The sequence below is a fragment of the Streptomyces sp. NPDC028928 genome (genome assembly GCF_055564915.1).
In genome coordinates, this window is record NZ_JBVHVI010000002.1 from 95,141 (window position 1) to 107,649 (window position 12,509).

General features: G+C 74.3%; 10 protein-coding genes and 3 tRNA genes. 9 read left to right on the forward strand and 4 right to left on the reverse strand.

Annotation, left to right across the window (positions count from 1 at the left end):
* The first annotated feature begins 45 nt into the window (after positions 1 to 45).
* The 6 genes from ACZ4U1_RS06235 to ACZ4U1_RS06260 all read left to right on the forward strand — a co-directional run bounded on the left by ACZ4U1_RS06235 (position 46) and on the right by ACZ4U1_RS06260 (position 7,144).
* Complete coding sequence (locus ACZ4U1_RS06235) at positions 46 to 939, forward strand: FAD binding domain-containing protein (protein ID WP_467900263.1); 894 nt, start codon at positions 46 to 48, stop codon at positions 937 to 939.
* Positions 936 to 2,885, forward strand: a complete 1,950-nt coding sequence (locus ACZ4U1_RS06240) for a (2Fe-2S)-binding protein (RefSeq protein WP_467900265.1) — start codon at positions 936 to 938, stop codon at positions 2,883 to 2,885. The genes ACZ4U1_RS06235 and ACZ4U1_RS06240 overlap by 4 nt, the downstream gene beginning before the upstream one ends.
* Complete coding sequence (locus ACZ4U1_RS06245) at positions 2,882 to 5,191, forward strand: xanthine dehydrogenase family protein molybdopterin-binding subunit (RefSeq protein WP_467900267.1); 2,310 nt, start codon at positions 2,882 to 2,884, stop codon at positions 5,189 to 5,191. Before ACZ4U1_RS06240 ends, ACZ4U1_RS06245 begins: the two co-directional genes overlap by 4 nt.
* Positions 5,188 to 5,316, forward strand: a complete 129-nt coding sequence (locus ACZ4U1_RS06250; protein WP_467900269.1) for a hypothetical protein — start codon at positions 5,188 to 5,190, stop codon at positions 5,314 to 5,316. Before ACZ4U1_RS06245 ends, ACZ4U1_RS06250 begins: the two co-directional genes overlap by 4 nt.
* Before the next feature lie 8 nt (positions 5,317 to 5,324).
* Complete coding sequence (locus tag ACZ4U1_RS06255; RefSeq protein ID WP_467901441.1) at positions 5,325 to 5,855, forward strand: AAA family ATPase; 531 nt, start codon at positions 5,325 to 5,327, stop codon at positions 5,853 to 5,855.
* A 131-nt stretch (positions 5,856 to 5,986) separates the two neighbouring features.
* Positions 5,987 to 7,144, forward strand: coding sequence for an SUKH-4 family immunity protein (locus ACZ4U1_RS06260; protein ID WP_467900270.1), 1,158 nt, complete (start codon positions 5,987 to 5,989; stop codon positions 7,142 to 7,144).
* Here the strand turns inward: ACZ4U1_RS06260 and ACZ4U1_RS06265 are convergent.
* The 4 genes from ACZ4U1_RS06265 to ACZ4U1_RS06280 form a co-directional block, all read right to left on the reverse strand.
* Positions 7,141 to 7,455, reverse strand: a complete 315-nt coding sequence (locus tag ACZ4U1_RS06265) for a chaplin family protein (RefSeq protein WP_467900273.1) — start codon at positions 7,453 to 7,455, stop codon at positions 7,141 to 7,143. The two genes, ACZ4U1_RS06260 and ACZ4U1_RS06265, sit on opposite strands and share 4 nt — an antisense overlap.
* Before the next feature lie 53 nt (positions 7,456 to 7,508).
* Positions 7,509 to 7,609: transfer RNA gene (locus tag ACZ4U1_RS06270), tRNA-OTHER, on the reverse strand.
* A 34-nt stretch (positions 7,610 to 7,643) separates the two neighbouring features.
* A tRNA-OTHER gene (locus ACZ4U1_RS06275) sits at positions 7,644 to 7,744 on the reverse strand.
* 34 nt (positions 7,745 to 7,778) lie between these two features.
* A tRNA-Cys gene (locus tag ACZ4U1_RS06280) sits at positions 7,779 to 7,853 on the reverse strand.
* Between the two features lie 177 nt (positions 7,854 to 8,030).
* Between ACZ4U1_RS06280 and ACZ4U1_RS06285 the strand changes: the two genes are divergently transcribed.
* The 3 genes from ACZ4U1_RS06285 to ACZ4U1_RS06295 all read left to right on the forward strand — a co-directional run bounded on the left by ACZ4U1_RS06285 (position 8,031) and on the right by ACZ4U1_RS06295 (position 12,371).
* Positions 8,031 to 9,479: an MFS transporter gene (locus ACZ4U1_RS06285; RefSeq protein ID WP_467900275.1), complete on the forward strand. Its 1,449-nt coding sequence runs from the start codon at positions 8,031 to 8,033 to the stop codon at positions 9,477 to 9,479.
* A gap of 154 nt (positions 9,480 to 9,633) precedes the next feature.
* On the forward strand, positions 9,634 to 11,433 hold the full coding sequence (locus ACZ4U1_RS06290; RefSeq protein WP_467900277.1) for a DEAD/DEAH box helicase: 1,800 nt from the start codon (positions 9,634 to 9,636) through the stop codon (positions 11,431 to 11,433).
* 296 nt (positions 11,434 to 11,729) lie between these two features.
* Positions 11,730 to 12,371 carry an IclR family transcriptional regulator gene (locus tag ACZ4U1_RS06295; RefSeq protein WP_467900279.1) on the forward strand — a complete coding sequence of 214 codons (642 nt, stop codon included), beginning with the start codon at positions 11,730 to 11,732 and terminating at the stop codon, positions 12,369 to 12,371.
* Positions 12,372 to 12,509 lie beyond the last annotated feature (138 nt).

The window sequence follows — 12,509 nt, forward strand, 5'->3', positions numbered from 1 at the left end:
CAACACAGGCGGGACCAGGTGGGGCAGCGGGAAGGGGCAGCCGGTTTGACCACGCACGCACCGCAGGCGGCGCAGGCCGTCACCTTGCCCACGACACTGGACGAGGCCGTGGCGGCCCTGACCGCCATGCCCACCGCCGTCCCCGTGGCGGGCGGCACCGACCTGATGGCCGCCGTCAACTCCGGCCAGCTCAGGCCCTCCGCGCTGGTGGGCCTCGGCCGGATCAGCGAGATCCGCGGCTGGCAGTACCTGGACGGCCACGCGCTGCTCGGCGCGGGCCTCACGCACGCGCGCATGGGCCGCCCCGACTTCGCGGCCCTCATCCCGGCGCTCGCCGCCGCCGCGCGCGCCGCGGGCCCGCCGCACATCCGCAACGCGGGCACCCTGGGCGGCAACATCGCCTCCGCCGCCCCCACCGGCGACGCGCTGCCGGTGCTGGCCGCCCTCGAAGCGACGCTGATCATCGCGGGCCCGGGCGGAGCCCGCCGGGAGATCCCGGTGTCGCACCTGCTGGCCGGCGTGGAGATGCTGCGCGGCGGCGAACTCATCGGCTACGTGCGCGTACCGCTGCTGCACGCCCCGCAGGTCTTCCTGAAGGCGACCGGACGCACCGGCCCGGGCCGCGCGCTGGCCTCCGTGGCCCTCGTCCTCGACCCCGCCCGGCGCGGCGTGCGCTGCGCCGTCGGGGCCATAGCGCCGATGCCGCTGCGGCCCCTGGAGGCCGAGCAGTGGGTGGCGCGGCTCATCGACTGGGACAACGACCGCGCGCTCGTCCCGGAGGCCCTGCAGGCCTTCGGGGAGTACGTCGCCGCGGCCTGCATCCCCGACCCGGCCCCCGAGCCCGACGGCTCGGTGAGCCCGCTTCCGCCCGCCGTACTGCACCTGCGGCGCACCGTCGCCGCGCTGGCCCGACGAGCACTGGGGAGGGCGCTGTCGTGACCGACGACCAGCACGGAGAGGGCACGCCCCAGGGCGGCGGACGCTGGGACCCGCTGCCCCAGGGCGACTACGACGACGGCGCGACCGCCTTCGTCAAGCTCCCCGAGGGCGGCATCGACGCCCTGCTGTCCGGTGACAGCCCGTTGGCCGCGCCCGGACACGGCTACGTGCCGCCGCAGATCACGGCCACGCACGCCGACGGCGCCGCGGACACCTGGCCCGCGCCCGAGGGCGGCGGCCAGTGGCCCGACCCGAACGCCACGCCGGGCCGGCCGCAGCCCGCGGACGACCGGTTCACGTACCAGCCGGGGGCCACCCAGCACTGGACCTTCGAGGAGCCCCCGGCACCGGCCGCCCCGGGCCACGACGTCACCGGGCAGTGGTCCATCCCGGTCGCCGGCGGCGACCTTCCGGACGAGTCGGGCGAGTACACCACGTCCTCGCTGGTCGAGCAGTGGGGCGGTACCCCGCCGGCCACCCTGCCCGGCGGCGCGCCGGCACCCTGGGCGACGGACGGCGCGGGCCACGCGTGGGACCACACCGGCGCCCATCCGGCGGGGGGCGCCCCGGCAGCGGTGCCGGACGCGTACGGTCCGGAGGACGGGTACGGGTACGTTCCGCAGGACGCGGGTCACATCGACGGCGTCGATGCCGCCGAGGCCGTGGACGCGGTGGACGCCTTGGATCCGGTGGACGCCTTGGACCCGGTGGACGCCGGGGAGGCCGACACGCCCGGCGCGGCGGGCGAGCCCGGTACGGCGCCTGACGAGGACGCCCACGCCCTCGCCGAGGCCCCTGAGCGCCCCGCTGACGTCCCCGCGGGCCACGAGCAGCCGGCGGACCCGGTCGAGGCGCCGGAGCCCGCCACAACGCCGGCCACGGCCGGCCCGGCGGCACCGGAGGCCCCCGCCGACGCCCCGGAGGCAGCCGCACCCCCGGCCGAAGCCCCCGCACCCGAGCACGCCGTCGAGGCACCCGCGCCGGACGGCGCCCCCTCCGAAGACCCGGGCGCCCACGAGGACCCCGCCCCCGCGCAGGAGGACGTACCCGAGGCAGCCGTGGAGCAGGCGGCCGTGGAGCACGCGGCCGTGGAGCACGCGGACGAGGAGCCGGCGGGCGGCGAGCCGGCGGACGAGGAGCAGGACGCCGTACCCCTGCCCCCGCACGACGACCACCCCCTCGCCTCCTACGTCCTGCGCGTCAACGGCACCGACCGCCCGGTCACCGACGCCTGGATCGGCGAGTCCCTGCTGTACGTGCTGCGCGAGCGGCTCGGCCTCGCGGGCGCCAAGGACGGCTGCTCCCAGGGCGAGTGCGGGGCCTGCAACGTGCAGGTCGACGGCCGCCTGGTGGCCTCCTGCCTGGTCCCGGCGGTCACCGCGGCCGGCAGCGAGGTGCGGACGGTCGAGGGCCTGGCCGCCGACGGACAGCCCTCCGACGTACAGCGCGCGCTCGCCCGCTGCGGTGCCGTGCAGTGCGGTTTCTGCGTGCCCGGCATGGCGATGACCGTGCACGACCTGCTGGAGGGCAACCCGGCGCCGACCGAGCTGGAGACCCGGCAGGCCCTGTGCGGCAACCTGTGCCGCTGCTCGGGCTACCGGGGCGTCCTGGAGGCCGTCAAGGAGGTCGTCGCCGAGCGCGAGGCGTCCCACGCCGGCGCGGAGGGCGAGACGGACGAGGCACGCATCCCGCACCAGGCGGGCCCCGGCGCCGGCGGCGTCCACCCGTCGGCGTTCGAGGCACCGGGCGCCTTCGCCACCCCGCAGGCCCCGGAGCCGTACGGCACCCAGGACGCGTACGACACCCCCGGCGCGTACGACACCCCCGACGCGTACGACACCCCCGGCGCGTACGGCACCCCGGACGGGTACGACACGCCGGACCCGTACGGCACCCCGCCGGGACCGCAGGACCAGCACTACGGCCAGGACGGAGGCCAGGCGTGAGCAACGAAGCCGGCACCGCGACCACCGCCGCGGAACCCGCCCCCGCGGCCGAGCCGTTGCCGCACGGCATCGGCGCCTCCCTGCCGCACGCCGACGCCCGCGCCAAGACCGAGGGCACCTTCCCGTACGCGGCCGACCTGTGGGCCGAGGGTCTGCTGTGGGCGGCCGTGCTGCGCTCCCCGCACGCGCACGCGCGCATCGTCTCCATCGACACCACCCACGCGCGCGAGATGCCCGGCGTCCGTGCCGTCGTCACCCACGAGGACGTGCCCGGCACGCCCCGCCACGGCCGGGGCACGCCCGACCGGCCGGTGTTCGCCTCCGAGGTCGTACGCCACCACGGCGAGCCCATCGCGGCCGTGGCCGCCGACCACCCGGACACCGCGCGGATGGCCGCCGCCGCCGTCATCGTGGAGTACGAGGTCCTCGACCCGGTCACCGACCCGGAACAGGCCTTCGAGGCCGAGCCGTTGCACCCCGACGGCAACCTGATCCGGCACATCCCGCTGCGCCACGGCGACCCGGAGGCGGTCGGCGAGGTGGTGGTCGAGGGCCTGTACCGCATCGGCCGCCAGGACCCGGCCCCGATCGGCGCCGAGGCCGGCCTCGCCGTGCCGCGCCCGGACGGCGGGGTGGAGCTGTACCTGGCCTCCACCGACCCGCACACCGACCGCAACACGGCCGCCGCCTGCTACGGCCTGCCCCCCGATCGAGTGAAGATCGTCGTCACGGGGGTGCCCGGCGCCACCGCCGACCGCGAGGACCAGGGCTTCCAGCTCCCCCTCGGCCTGCTCGCGCTGAAGACCGGCTGCCCGGTGAAGCTGACGGCGACCCGCGAGGAGTCCTTCCTCGGCCACGCCCACCGCCACCCCACCCTGCTGCGCTACCGCCACCACGCCGACGCCGAGGGCAAGCTGGTGAAGGTCGAGGCGCAGATCCTGCTGGACGCGGGCGCGTACGCCGACACCTCCGCCGACGCCCTGGCCGCCGCCGTCTCCTTCGCGTGCGGCCCGTACGTCGTCCCGAACGCCTTCATCGAGGGCTGGGCCGTGCGCACCAACAACCCGCCCTCCGGGCATGTGCGCGGCGAGGGCGCCCTCCAGGTGTGCGCCGCCTACGAGGCCCAGATGGACAAGCTGGCGAAGAAGCTGGCCCTGGACCCGGCCGAGCTGCGCCTGCGCAACGTCCTCGCGACCGGGGACGTCCTTCCGATCGGCCAGACCGTGACCTGCCCGGCCCCGGTCGCCGAACTCCTCCAGGCGGTACGGGACTTCCCGCTCCCGGCGCTGCCCAAGGACACCCCCGAGGAGGAGTGGCTGCTGCCCGGCGGCCCCGAGGGCGCGGGCGAACCGGGCGCGGTGCGCCGGGGCGTCGGCTACGGCCTGGGCATGGTGCACATGCTCGGCGCGGAGGGCGCCGACGAGGTGTCGACCGCGACGGTCAAGGTCCACGACGGCATCGCGACCGTGCTGTGCGCGGCCGTGGAGACCGGCCAGGGCTTCACCACCCTCGCCCGGCAGATCGTCCAGGAGACGCTCGGCGTCGAGGAGGTCCACGTCGCCCCCGTCGACACCGACCAGCCGCCGGCCGGCGCGGGCTGCCGGGGCCGGCACACCTGGGTGTCGGGCGGCGCGGTGGAACGGGCGGCCAAGATGGTCCGCACGCAACTGCTCCAGCCCCTGGCGCACAAGTTCGGCATGTCCACCGAGCTGCTCCAGATCACCGACGGCAAGATCACCTCGTACGACGGGGTGCTGTCGACCACCGTCACGGAGGCGCTGGAGGGCAAGGAGCTGTGGGCCACGGCCCAGTGCCGCCCGCATCCCACCGAGCCGCTGGACGCCGCCGGCCAGGGCGACGCCTTCGTGGGCCTCGCGTTCTGCGCGATCCGCGCGGTGGTGGACGTCGACGTCGAGCTGGGCTCGGTCCGGGTGGTGGAGCTGGCGGTCGCCCAGGACGTGGGCAGGGTGCTGAACCCGGCGCAGCTGGCGGCGCGCATCGAGGCGGGCGTCACCCAGGGCGTGGGCATCGCCCTCACCGAGAACCTCCGTACGCCCCGTGGCCTGATCCGCCACCCCGACCTGACCGGCTACGCCCTGCCGACCGCCCTCGACGCCCCCGACATCCGGATCGTCAAACTGGTCGAGGAACGGGACGTGGTGGCGCCCTTCGGCGCCAAGTCGGTCAGCGCGGTCCCGGTGGTGACGGCCCCGGCCGCGATCGCCTCCGCGGTCCGCGCCGCCACCGGCCGCCCGGTCAACCGCCTGCCGATCCGCCCGCAGGCGGCCGTGGTGACGGACCGGTGAGCACCCCGCCGCCCGGGGAGCCGCGCTACGAACCCACGCCCGGCGTGGGCCGGCTGGCCCTGTGGATCCTGCTGTTCGCGGTGGCCGCGCCGGCCGTCGTGCTGGGCGGGATCTACCTCACCTGATGGCCGGCATGGACGGTGTCGTCCTGGTCAGCGGGGTGATGGCGGCGGGCAAGTCGACGGTGGCCCAGCGCCTGGCCGAACGGCTGCCGCGCGCCGCGCACGTGAGGGGCGACGCGTTCCGCCGGATGATCGTGTCGGGGCGGGCCGAGTACGCCCCCGGGGCGCGGGGCGAGGCCGCCGCCCAGCTCGCATTGCGGTACCGGCTGTCGGCGGCGACGGCGGACGGGTACGCGGCGGCGGGCTTCACCGCGGTCGTGCAGGACGTCGTACTCGGCGAGCACCTGCGGTCGTACGTCGGCCTGGTCCGCACCCGCCCCCTGCACGTGGTGGTGCTGGCGCCCGCCGCGGCGGAGGTCGCGGCCCGCGAGGCCGGCCGGGCGAAGACCGGGTACGGCGGGGAGTGGACCGTGGCCGCCCTGGACGAGGAACTGCGCCTGCGCACCCCGCGCATCGGCCTCTGGCTGGACACGTCCGGGTGGACACCGGAGGAGACGGTGGAAGCGATCCTCGCGGACGCGCAACGAGCCCGGGTCGCCTGACGTCTTCCCTTCTCGAGGGCCGTTGTCAGTGGGGCGGCGTAGTGTGCTGAGCAGTGGGGGGCACCTGCCCGGGTCCGCGTACGACGGTGTGCGCGGGACTGTCACGTCCAGGGAAGCTCGCAGGGGGAGCGATGAGCACGACCGACGCCGGCGTACCGGTGATCACGCTGACCGAGGCGGAGCTGGACCGTTACGTCTCGCACCCGCCCACGCGCGGTCTGCTCACGGGCGCCGGCCTGCCCGCGGAGACCGGCCTGCTGACCTTCTCCCCGCTGCGCACCCACGGCCTGCGCACGCTCGCCGACGCCGCCGACAGCCCCTTCGGCCTGGCGGAGGAGCTGCGCGGCCGCCTGGTGATAGGCGAACTCCTCACCCCGGCCGGCATGGAGCGCGAGTCGATCCTGCTCGACGGGGTGACCGGCGAGCTGACGACGGCCTACCTCTTCGACCCGTCCGACCCCCGCCCCTTCGCGCCCTCCCTGGCCACGCTGCTGCGCTTCGCCGCGGTCACCGAGGAACTGGCGGGCCTGCGCGGCCGGTTCGCCGCCCTGGCGGGCCAGTACGGCCCCAAGACGGTGACCGAGGCCTCCCGCCGACTCCTCACCCTCTTCGAGGAGGGCACGGACGGGCAGGTCCCGCCGTACTGGAAGGCGGCGGCCCTGATCCGCCCGCTCTCCCTCGTCGCCGGCCCCGGTACGGCCTCCGGTCTCACCCTCGACGTCCCCGCGCGCGTCCTGGACCAGGAGTTCGGGCACGGCAGGGTGGCCCGCTTCGAGGAGGTCGACTTCCCGACGACGCTCACCCACGAGCCGACCCGCCGTTTCCTGCGCGAGACCGGCCTGCCGGAGGACGCGGTCTTCTTCCACGCCGACACGGACGTCCCGCTCCCGACCCTCCGCGAGTACTTCACCGAGGAGCGCCCCGACTACCCCGTTGCGGAACTCCCCGCCCACTGCGACCACTTGATCCGCCTCGGCCGGCTCCTGGAGGAGAACAGCCTGGTCGTCGACGGCAGAACGGGCGCGGTGCTCACCTTCAACGAGCCCGAGGCGGCGCTCTACCCCCTCAACACCGACGTCTCCACCCTGGCGTTCACCCTCTGGCTCATCCACCACGAGCGCACGATCGACGAACACCTCGGCGGGGAACTGGCGACCCACGCCTACGACCACCTGGTCGCCCTGATGATCCACACCCTCCGGTCGATCGACCCGACGGGCACGCTCCCGGAGACGACCTGGCACTACTGGACGGAACTCTTCCAGGACGAGGCGGGCGGCGTCTTCTAGACCTCCCCGCCCGTCAGGGTGCCGATCGTGTCGACCCCACCCACCTCGTGGAGGGCGGTCGGCAGTCCCAGCGTCCCGCACTGATTACCCGGGCTGCCGACCGGCAGGGCCACACCGAGACCGCCGCCGGCACCACTGGCCTGCTCCGTGGCTGCGCCGGCCCGAGGCCCGCCGAGGTTGGCGCAGACGTTCCCGAAGGCCGCGTTCCCGAACCCGATGACCGAGGTGGCCCTCGCGGGCCCCGCAACGACAAGCGCGCCGACGACCGCGAGGAGCAACGTCAGCGCGCGAGTGACGTGGATACCGTTCATACACGGCCCAACGCGCACCGACCCGGGTCGGATACGACGCCGTAGCGCGATTCTGGAGGCCGTGGCGGGAATTGAACCCGCGTACCTCCCCGCGAGCGGAGCTCGCTGTCGGATGCGGCGCAGGCGAGTCCCTGAGCCACTCGGGCACGCGGCCGGTCACCCGCCTGTGACCGGCCGTCGAAGCCCTCTGGAGGCCGTGGCGGGAATTGAACCCGCGTACCTCTCCGCGAGCGGAGCTCGCTGTCGGATGCGGCGCAGGCGAGTCCCTGAGCCACTCGGGCACGCGGCCGGTCACCCGCCTGTGACCGGCCGCCGAAGCCCTCTGGAGGCCGTGGCGGGAATTGAACCCGCGTACCTCGCTTTGCAGGCGAGTCCCTGAGCCACTCGGGCACACGGCCGTGTTTCGTGAGAAGAACGTACGGGGCCGTCGGCAGGGGGCTCAAGGGGAGTGGTGGGGCTGCAACGGGACTGCCATACGGCGTTCATGAAGGGGGGTGGGTGTACGACCAAGGGCTGAGGGAGGGTGGGACTCCTGACAGGGGCCAAAGGTGGTCGTGGGCCTTACTCTGGCGAGCATGAGTGCCCTTGGATCCCGTGACCCCGCTGTTCTCGATCCGGTCGTCGAGCAGGACGGCGGCGTGCTGAGCAGGGCGTACCGGGCGCTCAGTATCGGGATCGTGTCGGTCGTGGTGCTCATCGCGTTCGAGGCGACGGCCGTCGGGACCGCCATGCCGGTTGCCGCGCGGGAGCTGGACGGCGTGGCGCTGTACGCGTTCGCCTTCTCCGGGTACTTCACGACCAGCCTGTTCGGCATGGTGCTCGCCGGGCAGTGGTCCGACCGGAGGGGACCCCTCGGGGCGCTCACCACCGGCATCGGGGCCTTCGCGGCGGGGCTGGTCGTCGCGGGGACCGCCCAGGTCATGTGGGTGTTCATCCTGGGTCGGGCCGTGCAGGGACTCGGCGGCGGACTGGTCATCGTGGCGTTGTACGTCGTCGTGGGGCGCGCCTACCCCGAGCGGCTCCGGCCGGCGATCATGGCCTCCTTCGCGGCCGGCTGGGTCGTCCCCTCCATCGTCGGCCCCCTCGCCTCCGGCGCCGTCACCGAGCACCTCGGCTGGCGCTGGGTGTTCCTCGGCATCCCGGTCCTCGTCGTGTTCCCGCTCGCCCTCGCCCTGCCCCGGATACGGCGGCGGGCGTCCGGCCCGGTGGACGAGCAGGCCGGGGCCGAGCCCTTCGACCGGCGGCGGATCCGGCTCGCGCTCGGTATCTCCCTCGGCGCCGGGCTCCTCCAGTACGCCGCCCAGGATCTGCGCCCCCTGTCCCTGCTCCCGGGCCTGGCCGGGGCGGCTCTCCTCGTGCCCGCCGTGCTCGGGCTGCTGCCCCGCGGCACCTACCGGGCCGCCCGCGGCCTGCCCTCCGTCGTGCTGCTGCGCGGCCTCGCGGCAGGGGCCTTCATCGCCGCCGAGTCCTTCGTGCCGCTGATGCTGGTCACCCAGCGCGGGCTGTCGCCGACCCTCGCCGGCTTCTCGCTGGCGGCGGGCGGCGGGACGTGGGCACTGGGGTCCTTCGTGCAGTCCCGGGCGCGCCTGGCGCCGTACCGGGAGCGGCTGATGACCGTCGGGATGGTGCTGGTCGCCGTGGCGATCGTCACCGCGCCGAGCGTGCTCGTGCACTCCGTGCCCGTGTGGACCGTCGCCGCCGCCTGGGGGGTCGGCTGCTTCGGTATGGGCCTGGTGATCTCCTCCACCAGCGTGCTGCTGCTCCAGCTGTCCGCCCCGGAGGAGGCCGGCACGAACTCCGCCGCGCTCCAGATCTCCGACGCCCTCTCCAACGTCGTCCTCCTCGCGGCGACCGGCGCGGCCTTCGCCGCCCTCGGCGGCGGCAGCACCGCGGCCACCACGGCCACGGAGGCCGACGGCGGGCATCCCGCCGCCTTCGCCGCCGTCTTCCTGCCGATGGCGGTGGTGGCGCTGGTGGGGGCCTGGGTGACACGGCGGCTGCGGGAACGGACACCGGCGCGCTGAGTGACGGGCCGGTGGTCGAGGGGTGGTTGCGGCTGCTGTGACGTGGCTCCCACCCGGGGGCGACCCGGGGCCGTTCGCGCGTGGACGGGAGGGCGGCGCCGGTAGGGTGGCCCGGTTGTCATACGTAGCCGCCCGACCCTGATTCACGGAGACCGTGACTACTACCGCCTCCTCCTCCGCTCACTCCCACCACCTCTCGCCCGCCTTCCCGGGCCGGGCCCCCTGGGGTACCGCCAGCAAGCTGCGTGCCTGGCAGCAGGGGGCGATGGAGAAGTACATCCAGGAGCAGCCGCGTGACTTCCTCGCCGTCGCGACGCCCGGCGCCGGCAAGACGACCTTCGCCCTGACGCTGGCCTCCTGGCTGCTGCACCACCATGTCGTGCAGCAGGTGACCGTGGTCGCGCCCACCGAGCACCTGAAGAAGCAGTGGGCCGAGGCCGCGGGCCGGATAGGGATCAAACTCGACCCCGAGTACAGCGCGGGCCCGCTCGGCCGGGAGTACGACGGGGTCGCCGTGACGTACGCCGGTGTGGGTGTGCGCCCGATGCTGCACCGCAACCGGGTCGAGCAGCGCAAGACCCTCGTCATCCTGGACGAGATCCACCACGCCGGCGACTCCAAGTCCTGGGGCGAGGCCTGCCTGGAGGCGTTCGAGCCCGCCACGCGCCGGCTCGCGCTGACCGGTACGCCCTTCCGCTCCGACACCAACCCCATCCCCTTCGTGACGTACGAGGAGGACAACGCGGGTATCCGGCGCTCCGCCGCCGACTACACCTACGGTTACGGTTCCGCGCTGGCGGACGGGGTCGTCCGGCCGGTGATCTTCCTCTCCTACAGCGGCAACATGCGCTGGCGGACGAAGGCCGGTGACGAGATCGCCGCGCGGCTCGGCGAGCCGATGACCAAGGACGCGGTCAGCCAGGCCTGGCGTACGGCGCTCGACCCGCGCGGCGACTGGATGCCGAGCGTGCTGCGCGCCGCCGACCAGCGGCTGACGGAGGTCCGCAAGGCCATCCCGGACGCCGGCGCCCTCGTCATCGCCTCCGACCAGGACTCCGCGCGCGCGTACGCCAAGCTCATCCGCGAGATCACCGGCACCAAGGCCACGCTCGTGCTGTCGGACGACGCCGGGGCCTCGAAGAGGATCGACGAGTTCAGCGCGAGCAACGACCGCTGGATGGTCGCCGTGCGGATGGTGTCCGAGGGCGTCGACGTGCCGCGGCTGGCGGTCGGGGTGTATGCCACCACCATCTCGACCCCGCTGTTCTTCGCGCAGGCCGTCGGGCGTTTCGTGCGGTCCAGGCGGCGCGGCGAGACCGCGTCCGTGTTCCTGCCGACCGTGCCCGACCTGCTGACCTTCGCCAACGAGATGGAGAAGGAGCGGGACCACGCCCTCGACAAGCCGAAGAAGGAGGGCGAGGAGGACCCGTACGCCGAATCCGAGAAGGAGATGGAGGAGGCGAACAAGGAGCAGGACGAGGACACCGGCGAGCAGGACATGCTGCCCTTCGAGGCGCTGGAGTCCGACGCCGTCTTCGACCGGGTGCTCTACGACGGCGCCGAGTTCGGCATGCAGGCCCACCCCGGCAGCGAGGAGGAGCAGGACTACCTGGGGATCCCGGGCCTGCTGGAGCCCGAGCAGGTGCAGCTGCTGCTGCAGAAGCGGCAGGCACGGCAGATCGCGCACAGCCGGAAGAAGCCGGACACCGAGGCGGATCTGCTGGAGCTGCCGGCCGAGCGGCGGCCCGTGGTCACGCACAAGGAGATGATGGAGCTGCGCAAGCAGCTGAACACGATGGTCAGCGCGTACGTCCACCAGAGCGGCAAGCCGCACGGGGTGATCCACACCGAGCTGCGGCGGGTGTGCGGGGGCCCGCCCAGCGCGGAGGCCACGGCGGGGCAGCTGCGCCAGCGCATCGCCAAGGTCCAGGAGTGGGCCACGCGCATGCGGTGAGCGCCGGTCCCCCGGCCGGGACGGTGTGCGTATCCGGACGAATGCAGGCAGGCCGGATCTGGTCTTGCCCGGATTCTGGACTAAGACTTCCGCTCAGCGAACCGCCTTCGCTACTGTCCGGCTACGCACACGCCCCGTGGCAGCGCCGCCGCGGAGCGCAGCCGTGAAGCGACTTGGCCCGGAGCCGCCGGGCCTCCTGCCGATCGGCGGCCTCTGAGGCGCGTCGCCGACGGGACTCGGTGACGCATCCGCCACCTCAGGGTCCCGCCGACCTCACCGCCGAAGGAGTGGGCGTCGTGACCGCGGAGACCTCTCAGACGCTCGACCGGGGACTGCGTGTCCTCAAGCTGCTGGCCGACACGGACCACGGGCTGACCGTCACCGAGTTGTCCACCAAACTGGGCGTGAACCGGACCGTGGTGTACCGGTTGCTCGCCACGCTGGAACAGCACGCGCTCGTACGACGTGATCTGGGCGGCCGAGTCCGGGTCGGGCTCGGGGTGCTGCGGCTCGGGCGGCAGGTGCACCCGCTGGTACGGGAGGCCGCGCTGCCCGCGCTCAGGTCGCTCGCCGAGGACATCGGGGCGACGGCGCACCTGACTCTGGTGGACGGTTCCGAGGCGCTGGCCGTGGCGGTGGTCGAGCCGACGTGGACCGACTATCACGTGGCCTACCGGGCCGGGTTCCGGCATCCGCTGGACCGGGGTGCGGCCGGCAAGGCGATCCTCGCCGCACGGCAGTCGCCGGCGGCCGACCCCGGGTACACGCTCACCCACGGTGAGCTGGAGGCGGGGGCGAGCGGGGCCGCGGCGCCGCTGGTCGGGGTGACCGGCGTCGAGGGCAGTGTGGGTGTGGTGATGCTGGCGGACGCCGTGCCCGAGCGGGTGGGGGCGCGGGTGGTGGAGGCGGCGCGGGAGGTCGCGGAGGCGCTGCGCTGAGCCTGGCCGGCTGTTCGGCGCCCTGTGCTGCTGCGCTGGGCGGGGGATGGGTTTTTCCAGCGGCACGACTGCCCCCAGCGGGCTTCTTTGGCTGCTGCTCCAACCCGTCCGCCCTGCCTTTGGCCGATCGGCACACCC

Coding starts and splice junctions, on each gene's coding strand:
- ACZ4U1_RS06260 (WP_467900270.1), top strand. CDS start 5,987: ATGAGCACGACCGACGCCGGCGTACCGGTGATCACGCTGACCGAGGCG.
- ACZ4U1_RS06285 (WP_467900275.1), top strand. CDS start 8,031: ATGAGTGCCCTTGGATCCCGTGACCCCGCTGTTCTCGATCCGGTCGTC.
- ACZ4U1_RS06265 (WP_467900273.1), bottom strand. CDS start 7,455: ATGAACGGTATCCACGTCACTCGCGCGCTGACGTTGCTCCTCGCGGTC.
- ACZ4U1_RS06255 (WP_467901441.1), top strand. CDS start 5,325: ATGGACGGTGTCGTCCTGGTCAGCGGGGTGATGGCGGCGGGCAAGTCG.